General features: G+C 72.8%; 19 protein-coding genes. 2 read left to right on the forward strand and 17 right to left on the reverse strand.

Features of this window, described 5'->3' with window-relative positions:
• Nucleotides 1-28: 28 nt before the first annotated feature.
• From J8M50_RS40965 to J8M50_RS40975, 3 genes are all read right to left on the reverse strand, one after another.
• Complete coding sequence (locus J8M50_RS40965; protein ID WP_010352127.1) at nt 29-865, reverse strand: hypothetical protein; 837 nt, start codon at nt 863-865, stop codon at nt 29-31.
• A gap of 224 nt (nt 866-1089) precedes the next feature.
• Complete coding sequence (locus J8M50_RS40970) at nt 1090-1812, reverse strand: SPDY domain-containing protein (RefSeq protein WP_010352126.1); 723 nt, start codon at nt 1810-1812, stop codon at nt 1090-1092.
• 278 nt (nt 1813-2090) lie between these two features.
• On the reverse strand, nt 2091-2951 hold the full coding sequence (locus tag J8M50_RS40975; protein ID WP_010352125.1) for a hypothetical protein: 861 nt from the start codon (nt 2949-2951) through the stop codon (nt 2091-2093).
• Between the two features lie 257 nt (nt 2952-3208).
• Between J8M50_RS40975 and J8M50_RS40980 the strand changes: the two genes are divergently transcribed.
• Complete coding sequence (locus J8M50_RS40980; RefSeq protein WP_158002780.1) at nt 3209-3433, forward strand: hypothetical protein; 225 nt, start codon at nt 3209-3211, stop codon at nt 3431-3433.
• Between the two features lie 301 nt (nt 3434-3734).
• On the opposite strand, the gene J8M50_RS40985 is transcribed toward J8M50_RS40980, so the two are convergent.
• From J8M50_RS40985 to J8M50_RS41045, 13 genes are all read right to left on the reverse strand, one after another.
• Nucleotides 3735-4223, reverse strand: a complete 489-nt coding sequence (locus tag J8M50_RS40985) for an XF1762 family protein (RefSeq protein ID WP_010352124.1) — start codon at nt 4221-4223, stop codon at nt 3735-3737.
• Nucleotides 4220-5956, reverse strand: coding sequence for a type IV secretory system conjugative DNA transfer family protein (locus J8M50_RS40990; RefSeq protein WP_050987170.1), 1737 nt, complete (start codon nt 5954-5956; stop codon nt 4220-4222). The genes J8M50_RS40985 and J8M50_RS40990 overlap by 4 nt, the downstream gene beginning before the upstream one ends.
• Before the next feature lie 90 nt (nt 5957-6046).
• Complete coding sequence (locus J8M50_RS40995) at nt 6047-6817, reverse strand: SPDY domain-containing protein (protein WP_010352122.1); 771 nt, start codon at nt 6815-6817, stop codon at nt 6047-6049.
• Nucleotides 6814-7338: a hypothetical protein gene (locus J8M50_RS41000; protein WP_010352121.1), complete on the reverse strand. Its 525-nt coding sequence runs from the start codon at nt 7336-7338 to the stop codon at nt 6814-6816. The genes J8M50_RS40995 and J8M50_RS41000 overlap by 4 nt, the downstream gene beginning before the upstream one ends.
• 188 nt (nt 7339-7526) lie before the next feature.
• Nucleotides 7527-8285 carry an SPDY domain-containing protein gene (locus J8M50_RS41005; RefSeq protein WP_010352119.1) on the reverse strand — a complete coding sequence of 253 codons (759 nt, stop codon included), beginning with the start codon at nt 8283-8285 and terminating at the stop codon, nt 7527-7529.
• Nucleotides 8286-8355: 70 nt separating this feature from the next.
• Nucleotides 8356-9195, reverse strand: coding sequence for an SPDY domain-containing protein (locus tag J8M50_RS41010; protein WP_010352118.1), 840 nt, complete (start codon nt 9193-9195; stop codon nt 8356-8358).
• 124 nt (nt 9196-9319) lie between these two features.
• The gene (locus J8M50_RS41015; RefSeq protein ID WP_010352117.1) at nt 9320-10123 is read right to left on the reverse strand and encodes an SPDY domain-containing protein; all 804 of its coding nucleotides are present in this window, start codon (nt 10121-10123) and stop codon (nt 9320-9322) included.
• On the reverse strand, nt 10120-10503 hold the full coding sequence (locus J8M50_RS41020; RefSeq protein WP_010352116.1) for a hypothetical protein: 384 nt from the start codon (nt 10501-10503) through the stop codon (nt 10120-10122). Before J8M50_RS41020 ends, J8M50_RS41015 begins: the two co-directional genes overlap by 4 nt.
• 254 nt (nt 10504-10757) lie before the next feature.
• The gene (locus J8M50_RS49880; protein ID WP_010352114.1) at nt 10758-11519 is read right to left on the reverse strand and encodes a DUF317 domain-containing protein; all 762 of its coding nucleotides are present in this window, start codon (nt 11517-11519) and stop codon (nt 10758-10760) included.
• Between the two features lie 519 nt (nt 11520-12038).
• Nucleotides 12039-12668, reverse strand: a complete 630-nt coding sequence (locus J8M50_RS41030; RefSeq protein ID WP_141655553.1) for a hypothetical protein — start codon at nt 12666-12668, stop codon at nt 12039-12041.
• Nucleotides 12669-12828: 160 nt separating this feature from the next.
• Nucleotides 12829-13587 (reverse strand): hypothetical protein, encoded by a 759-nt coding sequence (locus J8M50_RS41035; protein ID WP_010352112.1) that lies wholly within the window; start codon nt 13585-13587, stop codon nt 12829-12831.
• Between the two features lie 201 nt (nt 13588-13788).
• Entirely contained in the window at nt 13789-14631 is an 843-nt protein-coding gene (locus tag J8M50_RS41040) for a hypothetical protein (RefSeq protein ID WP_010352111.1), read from the reverse strand.
• On the reverse strand, nt 14628-15050 hold the full coding sequence (locus J8M50_RS41045; RefSeq protein WP_010352110.1) for a hypothetical protein: 423 nt from the start codon (nt 15048-15050) through the stop codon (nt 14628-14630). Before J8M50_RS41045 ends, J8M50_RS41040 begins: the two co-directional genes overlap by 4 nt.
• 523 nt (nt 15051-15573) lie before the next feature.
• Here J8M50_RS41045 and J8M50_RS41050 point away from each other — a divergent pair.
• Nucleotides 15574-16272, forward strand: coding sequence for an alpha/beta hydrolase (locus J8M50_RS41050; protein WP_078480598.1), 699 nt, complete (start codon nt 15574-15576; stop codon nt 16270-16272).
• Here the strand turns inward: J8M50_RS41050 and J8M50_RS41055 are convergent.
• A protein-coding gene (locus tag J8M50_RS41055; RefSeq protein ID WP_370516671.1) for an IS5 family transposase occupies nt 16256-17130 on the reverse strand; the annotation gives its coding sequence in 2 pieces (ribosomal slippage) (nt 16256-16738 and nt 16741-17130; 873 coding nt in all). The two genes, J8M50_RS41050 and J8M50_RS41055, sit on opposite strands and share 17 nt — an antisense overlap.
• Between the last annotated feature and the right edge of the window lie 300 nt (nt 17131-17430).

The raw sequence follows: 17430 nt of genomic DNA on the forward strand, positions 1-17430 counted from the left end.
CTGTTGGGGTACGGCGGGTGCCGGTGTGTCAGCGGGTGGGGAAGAAGTCGGTCCGGTGGGGAGCGGGCCGCGCCGGGCCGGTGGTCCGTGGGCGCTGGGGGCGGCCGAACCCGTCGGCGAGGACGGCGATGCCCTGGGCGGTGAGGAACAGCCGCCGGTTCGGCACGGCGCCGGGGATCCGCGGGGGCAGGAGGCGGTGCGCGACGAGTTCGCGGGCTTCGAGGGAGCGGATCGTGCCGAGTGAGGGCCGGGGGTAGCGGCAGGAGACGTACTCCTTGCCGAGGTCGGTCCAGATCCTGATGTGCCCGCACGCGATGGCGTGCAGCGCGGCCCGCTGCACGGGCGACAGCCGTACGGCGGGGGGAGCGGCGGGCCCGGCACGGCGCAGGGCGATGTATTCGCCGACTCGCTGGGCCTGTTCGACGGCCGCCTGCGGTGCGAGGGCGGTCAGGGTCTCGGCGAGCCGCAGGTGCTTCGCGGCCTCGGACACGCTCGTCGGATCGGCGAGTTCCACGGGCTTCGTGCCGTCTTCGGCGTTGTAGAGCATGGCGAGGAGGACGTCGCAGGCGGTGGTCAGGTGGCGGACCGCGGTCGACGTCAGGAGGCCGAGCTGGGTGAGCTGCGTGCGGGCGTCGAGTTCCACGTCACTCAGCGGGGGAGGGAGATCGGTGAGGAGGTCGGCCGTGCGGAGGGTGGCGTGGACGGCGCGATGGGCGGTGCGGATGCTGTCCATCATCGCCGCCGTCGAGCGCAGTGCCGTGGGCGCGTAGAGGCTGTCGTTGAGCCGGGTGTAGAGATCGGCGAGGGCCAGCAGCCGCTGCGGGGAGGAGGGGGCGTGGGGCGGTTCGGGTTCGGGCGATGTCATGGGTGTGCTTTTCGGGACAGGGAGTTCGCACGGCTGGGGTGGGCCGTCGCACAACGCCGCGGGCGCACGGAGGGGGAGCGGGAACCACCGGTGCGGGCCGTCTGCACGAGGGGGCATGGTGGTCGCGCCTCGGCCGGGGACTGGAGGGTGTGGGCGTCCTGGACGAGGTCCGGGGGCTGTGCCGGGGAACGCGGAACAGGGAGGACCGGGATCGTCGTGGAGGGTCAGGCGCGGCCCGCGGATCGATGGAGCTGGGCGACGGCGTGGTGGACGTCCGGGGGGAGGGCGGTTGTGCGCACGGGGGTGATGAGGACGTCGTCCAGGCGCTGCACGAGGTAGGGGAGGTCACGGAAGGCGCGCTCGACCGGGGTGGACGTCGCGAGGTGGGTGAAGAACTGGCCGACGATCCGCTCGGGCGTGTCCTGGGTGAAGGTGGCCTCCCAGTGGGTGTCGACGCCGTCGTGCACGTGGTGGCGGAAACGCCACGGTATCTCGTCTTCTGGAGTGTGCTGGAGGCGGCAGTGGCCGTCGGGCGAGGTGAGGGTGTTCCCCTCGCTGTGCCAGTCGTTGAGGTCGGCGATCTGCACGGGAGTGCTGGTCGTGAGCGGGATCCGCTCGACGTGACGGGGGTCGCCGAGGAGTTGGGGCAGGGCCTGGGTGACGGCGGCGATGGCCTCGATCGGCGTCTGCCGGGTGAACCGGGCTTCCCAGAACGGCTCGTGGTGCGTGATGGACCACCAGCGGCCGTGCGGGTCGTGGGAGTTGAAGTTCACGTACAGGCCCCCGTCGGGGCTGCTGAGGGAGAGGAGTCCGCGGGCGCGGTCGTACTCGCCCGGCCAGCCGAAGAGGTGTACCAGCGGGCCGATCGCGTCGGTGAGCCGGTCCCCGGCTCCCGCCAGGTAGCGCGGGGACACCAGGACGCGGTCGTGGGGTTCGTGGGCCGTCACCGGCGCGTTCCTCGCACTGCGGGCGGGGGGACGTGGGGAGCGGGGGGAGAGGAGATGTCGGGGAATCCTTGCGGTGATCGGTGCGTCCGGGTCTCCTGTGGTCAGGCGGAAGGCGTTCGGGGTGCTGTTGCGGGCAGCGACTCGGGTCGCGTTCGCCCCTGGCGGTGCGGTCTCGTACCGGCGGTCTTCCGCCGAGGGCGAGCGTTTGGAGTGCGGCGTACTGGCTGTGGTGCAGCGACGGGGCGGCAGCGGCCGGTGGTGTTGCCGGTGCGGTGTGTCTAAGGCGGGCCCGGGGCGCGGCGCGTTGTGTGTGCGGGAGGAGGTGCGGGGACGGTGCGGGACGTGGCCGCTGCTGTCGGTCGGGGGCTGTTGAGGGCTTGGTGGCCGTGCTCGGTGACGGTGATGAGCTGGCCGTGGTGCAGGAGGGGTGTGCTGGTGTCGTGGACGACGAGCTTGTGTTTGGCCAGGGCCCGGAAGGTGGTGATCGAGACGCGGGTGCCGTCCTTGGTGGCCACGCGGGTTGCGCCCGTCCCGCCTTGCCGCGATTCGTACAGGCGTCCTTCGCCGAGGGCGAGCGTTTCGAGGGCGGTGTACTGGGCGGAGGTCAGTGCGGGGACGGCGGCAGCCTGTGGGAAGGGCGTTTGTCCGTGTCCGGTGGTCAGGGCGTGGGTGATCGCGGTGGCGATGGAGCGGCATCCGGTCGCGCTCAGGTCGAGCAGGTGGGCGGCGTCGGTGAGGTGGCGGGTCGCCTCCGGAACCGGCTCGCCCGGGCGCGCGACGTGCGCCGGGGTGCTGTCGTCGGTGTGGCCGGGGAGCAGTGTTCCGGCGTAGGGGGTGGTGGACAGTGTGCGGGCGAGATGGCCGGCGGCTTGTGAGGAGCCGACCACGACGGCGGTCAGGCATTCGAGAGCCGGTCGGCTGCCGGGGAGGGCTGCGTACCCGGTGGAGTCCAGTGCGGCCAGACGGGCGAGGGCCTCGGCGGTGAGGCCGTGGGTCTTGAGGAGGAGCGGGTGGATCTGGCGCAGCGCCGGGGTGCCGGGTGCGAGGGCGGCGTTGTGGACGCGTGTGCGCAGATCTGCGAAGTCGTCTGCCAGGGCGCGTAGTTGTGAGGGTTGTTCGGCCAGGTCGGGCGGAGGCATGGGGGTGGAGTGGCTCCGGTGTATCGGTCAGTGGTTCCGGGCGGCGGTCGTCGCCGCAGCGGGGGCAGGTGCGGGTGTCGTGCCCAGGGTTCTGGTCGTTGGTGGTGGGGGGAGGGCTGAGGGCGGTGGCCAGAGCGGTGGTGCAGGCGGTGGTGAGGCGGACCCGGTCGTGCAGGAGCCCGCCCGCGTAGGCGGACGGCACGGCGCCCGGGACGCGTTCGGCCAGGCCGCCCGCCTCCAGCGACCGCAGAGTGGCGATGAGGACCGGTTCGCCGTGGTGGCGGACGTACTGCCGGCCCAGAGTGCTGGTGGCCTCGACGTGCCCGCAGGCGATCTCCCACAGCGCGGTGTGCTGTGCGGCGGTCAGCGCGATGCCGGGGGCATCGGCGGCGCCCCGGCGGCGGATCGCTTTGGCGAGGGCCGCGGCGCAGCTCATGGTGGTCTCGGGGGCCAGGGCGGTGAGCGTTCGCGCCGAGGCGTGAGGGTGGTCTGCGGAGGCGCTGCTGAGGAAGGCGAGCTGCTGGAGGCGGACCTGCGCGCCCGACAGATCGTGACGTGCGGGCAGCCGTTCGCCGGTCACGGCTCTGAGCGCGGCGCGGGTCGCGGAGGCGAGCTGCTGTGCGGAGGCGGCATGGGCGTCGGGCCCGGCCGGCGCTCCGGCGCGCAGGAGGCGGTCGAGCGTGTCGTTGTGCTGCACGTACTGGTCCGCGAGGAGCAGCAGCGGTTCGACCGGTGTCGGCTCGGGGGCCACGTCGAACACGAGGGTGCCGGCGGGAGGGGTCGTCATGCGCGGCGCCGGACGGCCCGGGTGGATAAGGGGGCCTCCCACAGGAGGCGGGTGATGTGGTCGTTGCCGTGGCCGGTGCGGGGTCGGGAGGGGGTGTCCCATCCGGCTCGGGGCGGGCGCTGGGCGATCAGGTGCCAGCCCGCGCCGCGCAGGGACGCGCCGCTCTCGCCCTCCTGCGTGTAGGTGATCAGGCGCCGGTAGCCGAGTGCTTTCGCCGCGCGCCACGACGCCGCGTAGAGCAGGGAGTTGGCGTTGCGTGCGCCGTCGCCGGCGGTGCGGGTGACTTCGAGGGTGGTGCCGTCGTCGAGGTGGCGGGCGACGGGTCGGCCGACGATGGCGACGGCGCGCAGGGTGCCGGTGTCGTCGGCGGCGCCGACGGCGAAGATCTGGCCCGGGGGCGGCGGGTGGTGGCGGTGCCAGGTGCGCACGAAGTCCTTCGCCTCGCGGGAGCGTACCGGCACGAGGTGCAGCCGGGTTTCGTTCACGCGGCTTTCCCGAAGCCGGGCTTCACGGGTGTGTGTTTGGCGAGGGCGCGTTCGGTGATCGCCCGGGACGCGCGGGCTGATGCGGCGGACAGTTCGTCGGCTCCGGGCTCGGTGTACCAGGGGCGCAGGTCGAGCATGGCGGCGCGCAGGCCGGTCGCGAGGCAGATCGCGGTGCCCTTGGGGAGGGCGCGGATGGCGTCGGCGGGCAGGATGCGTTCCTGCCGCATCGAGATGCTGGTGGACTTTCCGGAATCGGAGATGGAGGTGGAGGTGGTCTCGACGTCGTGGTCGCCGATCGCGCGGGAGAGTTTGTCGGCGAAGTCGATGTCGTCGATGCCCGAGCCGATGACCTTGACGGTGGCTGCCGACCACATGGCGTCCATGCCCGCGTCGCCCCACACTTTCTGGCCCTGGCGGTAGGACTGGAGGATGGTGATCGGGATGATGCCGCGGGAGCCGAGGTGGGAGTACAGGTCGGGGAGGTCGCTGATCTTGCACACGTTGGCGGCCTCGTCGAGGATCGCCAGCATGGGCGGGTCGAGGCGCCCGCCGGCGCGTTCGGCCTGTGCGGTCGCGGCCCGCATCACCGAGTCGGCGCAGGCGGCGATCAGCGCGCTGGCTCCGCCGCCGCCGTCCTTGCTGAGGAGGAACAGGGTGTCGGTGGAGGTCACGAACGCGGCCGGCCGGAACTCGGGGACGTCCTTCTGCGGGGTGACCCAGGCGGCGATCTGCGAGTTGAGGAGAGCCGCGGCGTACTGGCGGGCGGTCTCGTAGATGCCGTCGCGGGTTTCGGGCGGGCCTTCGACGGTGCCCTTGAGCTGGGCGGCGACGGCGGTGAACTGGTGGTCGCGCAGGATGTCGAGGGGGGTGCGGTCGGCGGGGAAGGCGAGCCAGGTCATGACGTCGGTGATCGGCCGTTCGTCGAGGGCCGCGGCCAGGAACAGTTGGCTCAGGATGTTCGATCCGGCCTTGGACCAGAAGTCGCCCTGCTGGCTCGCGTCGACGGATGCGGCGAGGAAATGTCCGGCCAGCCGCCCGGCGCCGTCCAGGGTTTTGGCGTCCGCCAGGGGGTTCCACCACATGGCCCGTTGTGCGTGGGCGATCTGCTGCGGGTCCATCGACCACACCTGCCCGGTGCGGGCGCGGGCGTCGTAGGTGGCGGTGTAGGCGTCACCGGCGGCTTTGTTCGAGGTCAGCAGGACCGGTCCGGGCGCGGCGAGGACCGAGGGGATCGCGAGGCTCGTCGTTTTCCCGGAGCGGGGCGCCATGATCGCGACGGCCACGTCCTCCCAGCCCATGCGGACCTCGTGGCGGCTGCCCTGGAGGTTGCCGAGCAGGATGCCGGTGTCGGCGGCCTCGATGTGTCTGGCGTCCTTCAGGCTCGGGCGCAGGGAGCGGGCCTTGCCGGTGACCGCCCTGGCCATCAGCGGTTCGACGTCCCGGGCCCGGGCCATACCGGTGACCTTCTTGTTCCGGCCGCCGCTTCGGTTCTTGTACCGGGACCACAGGAGGCCCGCCGCCGCCCCGAGAGCGAGAAGGAGCAGGACGGGGACGATGCGGGCGCCGATCAGCAGGGACGTTTCCCCGGTGGCGGGCCAGACCCGGTCGGGGTGCAGGAGGGCGGCGGTCGGCTGGTAGGGGGCCCAGCGGTCGCCGGTGAGGCGGGCGGTGATGTTGCCGGACAGCCAGGCCAGGTTGGCCAGGGGGACGGCGACGGCGAGCACGCCGAGCATCAGGCGCAGGACGAGGTCGTACCCGTCGGCGCTGCTGGAGGAGGGAGAAGGGGACAAAGAGCTGGGTGTTTCCGGGAGGGAACGGCGGGGTCAGCGGATGCGGCGCTTGCGCAGCGGCACCTGCGGCTGTGGGCGGGACGGGTGCGGGGTGTGCCGGGTGGCGAGGGAGCGGACGCGGTCTTCGAGGGCTGCGGCGACGTCGGCGGCGAGGATCGTCGTGGTCTCGCGGGTGATGACGCCCGGGGTGTGGGGGAGGCTGTGCAGGTCGTCGGTGCGCGCGACGGGGTCCGGGTCGGTGAGTGCGGCGGTGAACGCGCCGAGCAGGCGTTCGGGTGTGTGCCTGCTGAAGTGGGCCTGCCACACCGTCTGGCAGGTGAGTTCGGCGGTGACGAAGCAGCCCCATGCTTCCTCGCGCGGTCCCAGGCTGTTGATCGAGACGGTCTCGTCCGGCGATACGAGGCCGTGCTGTCCGTACGGTGTCCAGCCGGCCTGCCGGAGCGGTGCGTACGCGTCCGACGGCGCGTCGTCGGCGGGGGCTGGGTCGGTGAGGGCGTCGGTGACGGCGGCGATGAGTTCGACGGGGGTGCGGGCGCCGAAGCCGGCCCACCAGCCGGGCCGGTCCTTCCCGGCGGCGTGGGTGAGGGTCCACCACGGGCCGTCGGGCAGCGGGTCCAGCCACAGCCGGGCTGTGTTGCCGGGGCCGGAGAGCCGGACGCGGGGCCTGAGGGGGGTGCTCTCCTGTCTCCAGCCGCAGGCGCGGTGGAGGGGCACGGTGATCCAGGCGGGATCACCGCCGCCGGCCAGATGGCGCGGGGTGATGAAGTCGACCGGGACGCTCTCGCCGGGCGGGAGCACGGTCACCGCCGTGCCGGGGTGCGCGGGCCGGCGGCCGGTGCCGGCCGGGCGGTCTGCGGCGGGGCGAGAGGGGAGGGGGCCGTGCCGGCGGCGGTGTTGATCTCGCGGAGCACGGCGCCGTGGGTGGCCCACTCGTCGAGGTAGGTCCACGACGCGGCGTGGTGCTCGGCGAGGGCGTCGTCGTAGACGAGGGTGCCGGGCGCCGCGTTGAGAGGGAGTGTGTCCTGGGTCGCCCGCCACTGTTCGTCGAGTTCGTCGAGCCGGTCGAGAGCGGTGCGCAGGACGTCCAGCTGGTGGACCCAGCGGCTCTGGCCGGTGCCTGCTGGCAGCAGGCCCAGCTGGATTCCGGCGGTGGCCAGCAGGTGGCGGGCGCCGTGCCGCAGCTGCTCGAACGCGGCGGCGGTGTCGGCGTTGCGGCGGCTCGCGCGCAGGCCGTAGGCGTGGTCGTCGTGGGGCCACCCGTCGAGGTCGGTGTGCTCCTCGGAGTAGGCGTCCCAGGCGTCGAGGATCGTCTTGCTGTCGCGCACGTAGCGGTCGAGGCGGCGGAGGTAGGCGCGGTGCGCGCGGTGATCGGAGGAGATGAGGAAAGTCCTGTCGGTTCGGCCGTGGGTGGCCGGTGGGGTCGTGTACGGCTCTTTGCCGGTGGGTGTCGCCCGCCGTCGCCGGCAAGGGTGCCTGGGCGTGCGGTGTGGGTATGGGCCTTCTTCGGCGGAGGTCAGCGGGTGTGCCGGGGCGGCGGCTTCGGCGCGGGGGATGCGGGTCCGTGCTGATGAGGGGTGGTGAGGTCCTGGAGGCGTTGTTCGAGCCGGTCTTGGGCGGTGTGCGTGCCGGCCGGCGCGGGGGAGGTGCGGATGCGGGAGGTGAAACGCCGGGGGAGTGCGGCGCGGTTGCGGTGCAGCGGGGTGGGGTCGGTGAGGGCGCGGAAGAAGCCGCAGACCAGGTGGCTGGGGATGTGTTCGCTGAGACGGGCGTTCCACACCAGGTTCTCGGGATCCTTGCCGACGGCTGCGGTGACGGTCCAGTAGCCGTTGTACCGTTCGGCCCGGGCGATGCCGTCGGGGGAGACGGCGCTGTCGTGTCCGGTCCCGGCCCAGCCCGCGGCCAGGAGCAGGTCGAGGGGGTCGGCCAGGAGCGTGTGGTCGGGCTGTCGTGCGGTGAGCCTGTCGGTGAGTCCGGCGATGAACTCGACCGGGGTGCGTGCACCGAACTGCGCGTACCAGGCTGGCCGTTTGGCGGCGTGGTGCAGGAGGGTCCACCGCTGCCCGTCGGGTTCGGGGTCGAGGAGGAGTTCGGCGACCCGGGCGGGGTGGACGAGACGGACGTGGGGGCTGAGCGTGGCCGGGGCGGCGCGCCAGTGGCGGGCGAGGCGGAGGGTGGCGGTGATCCAGAGCGGATCCCCACCGCCGGCCAGCCAGGCGGGCGCCACGAGGCGGCCGTCGTCGGGAGCGCCGGTGGTGGTGTGGGGGGTGTTCACCGGCGGGCGGCCCGGGCAGCGGTCAGGACGTGCGGGGTGAGGGTGTGGGGCACGGACAGGTTCTCCGGGGTCATCGGGCGAGGGCCGAAGGGGAGTTCGGGGCAGGGGAGTGCGGGACGGCGGCGGGGGGTTTGCGGCGGGCGGCTCGGACGCGGGCCGCGATGTGTTTGACGCGCTGTTCGTGGGCGGTGGCGACGACCGCACCGATCTGCCGGTCGGACTCGGGCGGATTCGGGGTCCAGTTGGTCTGGCTCCATGGCCGCCAGAGCGGTTCGGTGCTGGTCAGCGCGGTGAGGAAACCGGTCATGGCGTCGGCGGACGTGCCCTTGGAGAGCTGGCCGTCCCAGACCGCGGAGCCGCCGTAGACGGAGCCGTCGGGCGGGAGCGCGGACTTCAGGGCCCGGATCGTCCAGTAGCGGTGGTCGGGTACGTCCTCGGCCGGCTGGACGAGGCCGACGGCGATACGCCGGTCAGGGGACGTGGCCTGCCGCAGGACGAGGAATTCGCCCGGGGTGACGGTCCATCCGGCGCGTTGCAGGAAGTTCCAGGTGCCGGTCACGCCGGCGGCTTCGGTGTCGGCGGGGGCCGGGGTGAGGAGGGTGTCGGTGAGACCGGCGAGGATCTCGACCGGTGTGGATCTGCTGAACGAGGCGTACCGGTGCCCGCCGTGCTGGGTGCGCAGCGTCCATGCGGTGCTGTCGAGACGCAGGCCGAAGTGCCGGTCGGGGCCGGTGAGTTCGACTTCGAGGTGGGCCGGGTCGGAGGTGAGTGTCCAGCCGGCGGCGAGCAGGGCGTGGGTGATGTGGCGGGGGTCGCCGGGACCGGCGAGATGCCGGGGGCCTGTGGGGAGGACGTACGTCGATTCGTACTCCCTGCGCAACGCCTCCAGTTGCCGTTCGGTCACCGGCATGCGCGGTTCCTGCGGGCCGTGTCCGGCGGGTCGGCGATACACGTCTGCCGGCGGCGGGTGAGGGCTCCGGCCGGACTGGCTGCCTCTTTCGAGGGGAGCGGATGCGGGTGGGTGAAGGGGATGGTCAGCGGCGTCTGCTTCCGGCTACGGAGCGCAGGCCCGGGCCCGGGCCCGGGCTGGTGCGGGGGTCGGCGGCGGTGGAGAGGGCCCAGGTGCGGGCGCGGGCCTCGGTGATGCGGGCCTGCTGCCAGGCGGCGAGTTCGGCGGGGAGCACGGACACGGAGGTGGTGCGGATCTGCCGGGTGTGGGGGAGATGGCCGCGGGGCCGCATCACCGGCCGGGGGTCGGCGAGGGCGTGGGTGACCGCCTGGACGAGGTACAGCGGGGTGGCCGTGGTGAACAGGGCGTCCCAGGCGCGGCCGTGTTCGTTGCGGGCCCCGGCTCTCCAGTGGGACGGGCCGCCGGGGGAGGCGGTGTGGAAGGTGACGAACGCGCCGCGGTCCGGGCTCACCATGGTGTGGTGGCGGCTGCGTCCGCGCTCCCAGCCCGCCTCTTCGAGGGGCGCCCACACATTGGGGGCGTGCGCGGAGCGCGGCAGGGTGAGCGTGTCGGTGAGACCGGCGATCACCTCGACGGGTGTCTGGTGGCTGAACGTCGCCTGCCACGCCTCCTGTCCGGTGGGGCGGGCGGAGACGGTCCAGCCGCCGGGCTCGGTGTGGGGGTCGTAGCCGATCCGGATCGTGCGGTCGGGGCTTTCGAGGATGATCAGGCCGGTTCTGCGGCGGGGCGCGCGGTCCTTCCAGCCGCAGGCGCGCAGGAATTCGGTGACGTGGCGCAGGTCGCCGCCGCCGGCGAGGTGGCGGGGCTCGACGAGGTAGTGCTGCTGGGGCTCTGGGCTCGCCGCCCAGCCGGTGGGGTGGCCGGTCATCGGTGGCGCCGTACGACGAGCGGCGCGGCGGCGGGCGGCGAGGCGGACGGTGAGGCCGGGCGGTGGGCGAACTCCCGGAGCGCGTCGGTGTGTTCGCCGAGATCGAGGCCGATGTCGGAGAGCTCGTTCGCGGCGCGTCCGAGGGCGAGCCACACCTCGGCGGGCAGGGTGCCGCGTTCGGCCTCGCGCTGGGCGCGGCGGCTTCCGGTGACGAGGACGCCGGTGAAGCCGGCGAGGACACCGTTGTCCGGGTCCATGACGCGTGCGACGAGCTGGAGCGCTTGTCCGGCGGGGAGTTGGCCGAGGTGGTCGGCGAGGCGGTCGAGGTGGCGGGCGATGTCGTCGGCTCGCTGGAAGGGGGTGGTGGCGGGGAGAGGCATGGCCCTCCTGAAGGGGGCGGGAGGGGTTCTAGTGGTGGTCGAGGCGGCGTGCTTCGTCCATGACCGCCTCGGGGCGGGCGCCGGCCAGTGGCGTGGGGCGTTCGGGACTGACGGCGAGGGCACGCAGGTAGCGGCGCAGGAGGACGGTGGCGAGCCGGGGCGGGCGGGACGCGGAGATCGGCGGCGGGGTACGGCGGGCACGGTGAGCGGGACGGACGGAAACTCCTGTACGGGAAGAAAGAAGGGAGGCGGGGTCAGCGGGGGCGGTGCGGTGCCACGGTTCCGGGCCGGCACGGGGATGCGGGCGGCGGTGGGGCCGCGGGGGCGGGGCGGCGTGCGGCCCGGGCTTGTGCGATGCGGGCATCGAGCCCGACTCGTTCGCCGTGCCAGCTCACGTCGGTGGGGGTGAAGCGGGTGTAGGAGCCGCAGTTGTACAGCGGGATACCGACGGCCATCCTCACGAGCGGGTCGGGTGAGGCGAGGGATCCGGTGAAGGCCGCGGCGACCTGGAGCGGGGTGCCGACGGGGAACACGGCGTTCCACCAGGTCAGGCCGCCGGCCGTGCAGGAGGCGTACCAGGCTTCGGGTGTTCCGTCCGGGGCGCGTTCTTCCGTGACGCTCACCGTTTCGTCGGGGGAGACGGCCGTACGGGCGGTGCCGCAACGGCGGGTGGTCCAGCCCGCCGTGGCCAGCGGGTCCAGGGCGGCCGGCGGATCGGGTGCGGGAGAGCGCATCGCGTCCACGATGGCGGTGACGTACTCGACGGGAAGGAAGACACCGATCCGCGCCTGCCAGGCCGGGCCGGTGAGGATCCATTCCGGGTGGGGCCTGGCGTGCGCGAGCGTGACGTGCAGACGCTGGTCGGGGCTGGTCAGGCGGGTGTGGAGGTCGGTTTCCGAGGTGTAGTGCCAGCCGTGGCCGTGATGGAGGAGTTCGGTGAGGTGGTCCCAGCTGCCTCCGCCGGCGAGATAGCCGGGCGCGGCCAGGACGTAGGGGACCTGGGGCGTCGGGGGCACGGGAAGGACGACTCCGGGGGAAACGAGCGGTGCGGGGTGGTCAGCGGCTGCGGCCTGCCGCAGCCGAGCGGCGGGGCGACCGGGGTGCCGGGCGGCGGGGCGGGGGCCGCGCCGGAGGTCTGTCCGCGCGCGTCGTTCACCAGCATGGCGAGGCGGGAGATGTCTCCGAGCGCGGTGCTCAGGAGGACGACGGCCGCTTCCTGGCGTCCCGTGGGAAGGGGGGAGCGGTCGTCCCCCGAGAGACGGACGCGGAGGACGACGTCGTCCACGCGCTCCAGGATCGCGTCGGGGGTGGTGAGGTCAGCGAGGACGCCGGCCAGGCTGTGGGCGTCGGCGGCCTGGGCGGCGCGGCCGGAGAGGTGCTCCAGGTGGCGGTGGGCTGTGATCCGGTCCTCGTCCCGTGTGGTGAGGGTGTTGAGGCCGGGTCGAGGCAGACGCTGCAGCCGCTCTGGAGCAGGGCCAGAGTGCTGGCGGTGCGGCGCTGCTGTTCGTCGGGCGGCTTGTCGGGTTTCTGCTGCCTCATCGGGCTCGGCGTGCTGCTGGGGCAGCGGGTGCGGGGGTGCGGGCGGGGCGGCCGGAGTCTGGCGCACGGCGTTCGGCCAGCTGGTCGCGCGCGTGGGAGAGCTCCGTACGGACGGGGCGCAGATGCTCGGCGGCGACGTGACGCAGTCGCTCGGCGATGTATCGGTCTGCGGGGTCCCCGAGGGTGTCGTGGAATTCCGCGACGGCGGTGACGATCCCGTCGAGGGTGGCGAGGACGCCGCCGTCGGAAGCGGTCAGCTCGGTGAGGAACCCGGCGACGTCGTCGGCCGTGGTGGCTTCGCGGATACGGTCGGCGAGCGCTGCCACCGACAAGCCCGCGCTCGCGGGGCGTGAGACCACGACGTCCGGCTCGAAGCACGGGTTGCAGAGGACCCGGTGGCCGTCGGCCCGCAGCGCTACGGCGACCTTGCGGGCGACGAGGTTCTCCTCGTCGGGCTGCCGCCCGGCGGGCAGACGGTACCGGGTCCCGTCGGTGCCGAACACCGGTTCGAAACCGGCCTGCTGGAGGATGCCGTGGGCCTGCTGGCCACCGTCGTAGACGGTGATCTCCCGGGAGCGGGTGTCGCGGGAGACCACCAGAGTGCAGTCGTCATCAGGATGAGGCAAAAGGAACGATTCTCCTAGAGCGTGGGGCCGGTGGACGGGCGGGCGGGGCTGTGGTCCGGGGCCGGGCCGGTTCCGGAGGGGGCGCCGGTTCCTGGGCAGGTTCCGGGCCGGGGAGAGAGCCCCTGGCGCCGCAGCCGTACGGGTCGGAGGGCGGTGCTGGTCACCGCGCCCTGCCGGCTGCCGTGACGGAGGCGGCGGAGGACGGCGGCGCGGTGGCCGGCGCGGCGGCGGGTGCGGTCCGGCCCGTCGGGTGCTGGAGGGCGGTGCCGATACCGAGCGCGTCGAGGCGTGGGCCGATCTCGCGCAGGATGCGGGCCTGAGCCTGGGTGTCGTCGCCGGTGAGGCGGCAGATGCCGCTGTGCGGGTCGCGGGCGAAGCCGTGGGCGGTGAGAACCGCGCCGGCACGGGCGTCGGCGGCGGCGGCGACGCTGCCGTCCGGCTGCCAGGCCAGGACGACCCGGTCCGGCCGGGAGGCTGGGAGGCCGGCCAGCGCGTTGGCGCGGACCTGGGCGAGGGACCTGTCGTAGCGGGCGAGAAGGTCACCGGCTATCTGCTCGGCGCTCAGTGACGGATCGTCCCCGTTGAGGGCGATCCCGTGGGGTTCGGCGACGTCGCGGTATGCCTCGTCGGGCAGGGCGCTGGGGGCGACGGCCGCGATGAGGAATCCGTCGTGTCCGCGGGGCCGGTCCAGGACGGCGAGCTGGGCGCCGTCCGGGCGGCTCAGGACGGCGGCCTGCCGCAGCGGCTTCTCGGCGAGCGCGGCGGCGACCAGGTCCAGGTCCCAGATGCGGTCGGCGAGACGGGCGAGGTCGTCCTTGGCGTCCGCCGGGAGGAGGGTGCTGGTCCATGTGTCGGGGAGTTCGCCGGCGAGGACGTCGGCGTAGGAGGCGAGGCGCTCGGAGGTGTTGTGGTCGTGCATGGGGTCCTTGGGCGGGGTGGGGTCAGCGGTTCGGTCCGGCGGCCGGCGGCGTGGCCGGGGAGAGGCCGGTGGGGCGCGGTGGCCGGTCTCGTGGACACGGACGACGGAGATGCACTCCGTGCGCTGGAGGATGCGGTGCGCGGCGGAGTCGCCGCCGCGGGCGAGGAGTTCACCGGAGTGTGGGTCACGGTGGAGGGCCGGCTAGAGCGACCGGGTGGTGTGCCGGCCGGAGAGCGGTGCGGGAGCGGCCGGGGGCCGCAGCAGGCGGGACGCGGTGCTCTCCAGGTCCTGCTGGATGCCGTGGAGGCGGCGGGCGATCAGCTCCAGGCGGTGCGCCGTGTCATGGCCGGCGCCTTCCGGCCGGCGGGCGAGCTGGTGGGCGGTGTGCTCGACGAGTCCGCGCACCGCGGCCAGCGGGCCGTCCTGTTCGTCGGCGAGCTGGGTGAGGACGCCCGCGAACTGGACCGATGCCGTGGGCGCCGGACGGCCGGCGGGGGGTGCCGTGGGGCCGGAGCGGACGGGGACCAGGCGGAGGTCCTGCTCGATGCTCCGTGTCTCCTGAGCGAGGCGGCGCACGACGTCCGTGGGCGGGGAATGCCAGGCGCCGTCCAGGTGGATCATGTTGGCGATCAGGTCGAGGCGTCCGGGCCGGGCGCGTACGGCGATCCAGTGGCAGCCGTCCTCCTCGCCGGGGATCTCGATGCCGGCGGCCCGGGCGAAGCGGCGGGCGACGTGGGCCCACTGCGGCCCGGTCAGCTCCCGGTCGTCGGGGTGAAGCCGGACTTCGAGGTGGAGGATCGCCCGCCGGTCGTCGTCCTGGCTCGCGGCGAACGGATTTTCGAGGAGGGGCTCTTCGAGGTGATCGGCCCACCGGTCGGCGCTCCAGGTCTTCCGCTCACCGTGCAGGGTGTAGTCGTCCAGGCCCGCCCAGTGGGCCACGAGAACGCGCTCCCCCAGGGCCTCAGCCGGCGAGAACAGCGGCCCCAGCGCTTCGAAGAGCGGGCCGTGGGGCGTGTTGTCCCGCTTGTGGAGACGGGGGATCACCGGCCGCCCCGGACGTCGGCGATGTGCACCAGCTGTCCCAGCGCGGTCGTGGTGTACCAGCCGCAGTCGATCAGCTCGTCGCGGCCGGCGAACCGGGGAAGGAGCGCTTCTTCCATGGCCCGCAGGTGGATCAGGCAGTCCGGGCAGCGGCGTGAGAGGTGCACGAGGTAGCGGGGGTGGGCGGTGACATAGGTCTGGGCGCCGCCGGTCGGATCACGCAGCCGCCAGCCGTCCTCGTCGGTCAGGGTGTGCCAGGAAGGGGCGACGACGCGCATCGCGTCGCCCCACAGTTCCCCACCGGCTACCCCTTTGAGGACGACGACGGTCTCACCGGCCCGGAAGTGGGCGTGGGTGATGTCCCGGTCGGGAGTGAGAGGGTCGGGTGTCGGCGTGAACGCCGAAGTCGGGGGCTGGACCATGGGTTCCTTCCACGGTGGTGGGGCGGGAGGAACAATGGTCCGGAGGACCGCCGGTTTGGCCAACCGGCGGGTCCCGGCTATCTTCCCGGCAGCCATCGGAACGGGTTCCCCGTCCCGCACTCCGCCTCGGCCGTCGTGCCGAGGAGTTCGAGCAGGCCGGCGGGTACGCGTGGCGGCCCTGGGGGGGCAGGGTTTGCAGGGCGGGTCCCGGTTGGGCGTGTGACCGCGTCGGGAAGGTGAGGCGTGGTCTTCCGGCGGATTCGTTCAGTCCGCCGCGCGATCTCGGCTCCTGGAGGCCGGTAACGGGCTGTGGGAGCCGTGCACCGGCAGCAGGAGGCCGCGGCGGGACGAAGCCGCACGGGCCGCGACGGCTCTCCTGTGGTGATCACCACGATCTGCGGCGGACCGTGGCGGCTGTGGGCGCTGGGCGTGTTTCGGAAGTGGATCAAGGTAGTGAGTGATGGCCGGCCATGGTCCAGAGCTAAGATCACTGGCCTGACGCCGACCTGAGGAGGCGGGCGAATTGGCCGCCGTGGTGCTCGTTCACGGCCTGTATCACCGTCCCGAGCACTTTGCCGTGGTGGCAGAACGCTTGCGGACTGCAGGGACCGAGGTTGTCGTTCCCGAGCTCCACCGGGGTTCATTGCCCGCTGACACAGCCATGGTCCAGGCTGCCATCGACGCGCTGCACGAGCCTCCGATTGTGCTCGGTCACTCCTACGGCGGGTCAGTGATCACCGGGGTGCACGGAGCGGGACACCTGGTCTATCTTGCGGCCTTCGTGCTGGATGTCGGCGAGAGTGCAGCCGGTCTGGGTGGGGCGTCCCCGCAGCTCCAGGGCGCGATTAACCCCGAGCCCGACGGCTCGACCAGCCTGCATCCCGACCGGGCTGTCGACACCCTCTACGGCGACTGTCCCGAACCTCTCGCCGCCTGGGCAGTTGGCCTGCTGCGTGCGCAAGCCCCCGGCTGCGGGCGAGGAGTTCCGGAGCGCCACAGCTGGAAGCACACTCCCTCCACCTACGTCGTATGTGGACGGGACCGGGCCATCGACCCGGGCCTGCAACGGAAGATGGCCTCACGCTGCACCGACGTGCGCGAGTGGCAGACGGGCCATTCTCCGTTCGTAGGACAGCCCGGTCTCATCGTTGAACTCCTGCGGGAACTGCTCGCCACCGACACCCCGCGCAAGCGGGATGAAGGAGTCACAACCACTCATTGATGGCTGCAATGAGGACGGTCGCCTCGTAGCGGACAGCGAGCTTGTCGTATCTCGTGGCGACCGCGCGGTGGCGCTTGAGGCGATTGATTCCGCACTCCACCGCGTGGCGCTCTTTGTAGTCGGCCTTGTCGAACGTGGGTGGCCGGCCCCCGTGGGAACCGCGCTTCTTGCGGTTGGCGATCTGGTCGCGCTTCTCCGGGATCGTGCAGCGGATACCGCGCTTGCGCAGGTAGGCGCGGTTCGCCCGGGAGCCGTACGCCTTGTCGGCGCGAACCTTGTCCGGCCGGGTACGCGGACGGCCCGGGCCGAGCCGAGGCACCCGGATGCGGCCCAGGACCACCTGGAACTGCGGGGAGTCACCGCGCTGCCCGGCCGTGATCACCAGCGACATCGGCTTCTGGGCCTGCTCTACCGCCAGGTGCAGCTTGGTGGTCAGCCCGCCCCGGGAGCGTCCGAGCCCGTGGTCGTCGGGCTCGGTGAAGACACCACCGGGCGGCTCGATCTGCAGATCCCCTTTTTGCGGGCACCGGCCGCACGCTGGTGGGCGCGGGCGATGGTGGAGTCCACCGAGACATCCCAGGTGATCAGTCCTTCGGCGTCGGCCCGGGTTTGCAGTTGCTCGAAGATGCGGTGCCAGGTGCCGTCCCGCTGCCAGCGCCGGAACAGTCCGTAAACCGTCTCCCACGGGCCGTACCGCTCAGGCACGTCCCGCCACGGAGCACCGGCGCGGGTGCGCCAGCGTATACCGTCTATCAGCTGCCGCTTGGTGTGCACCGGCGGCCGTCCAGGCTTCTTCCCGACCGGGAGCAGCGGCTCCAGCTTCGCCCACTGCACATTCGTCAGAACATGCCTCCCCATGAAGTGGATCTTGACACATCAAGATCCACTTCTGAAACAGGCCCTAGGCTGCCCGCCCGTTGTGGTGGAGAGAAAAGGGAAGGGGCGCACGTGATGGTGGACAGGCTCTCCACAGCGGTACGCGGGGCGTTCACGCCGTCGGTGAGATCCTCTTCGGTCCTTCATCGCGATCGCGGCCGGAACGCCCTGACGGCAGGGGTTCTCGGGATTGGTTGCGGTGGGGACAGGCAATCAGGTACACACAGGAGCGACGTCCGCTGTTCGGCCAGGGGAGGAACGCCGTGTTCGGTCAGCCAGACG

This window comes from Streptomyces acidiscabies, from assembly GCF_020010905.1.
In the GTDB taxonomy this organism is placed as follows: domain Bacteria; phylum Actinomycetota; class Actinomycetes; order Streptomycetales; family Streptomycetaceae; genus Streptomyces; species Streptomyces acidiscabies.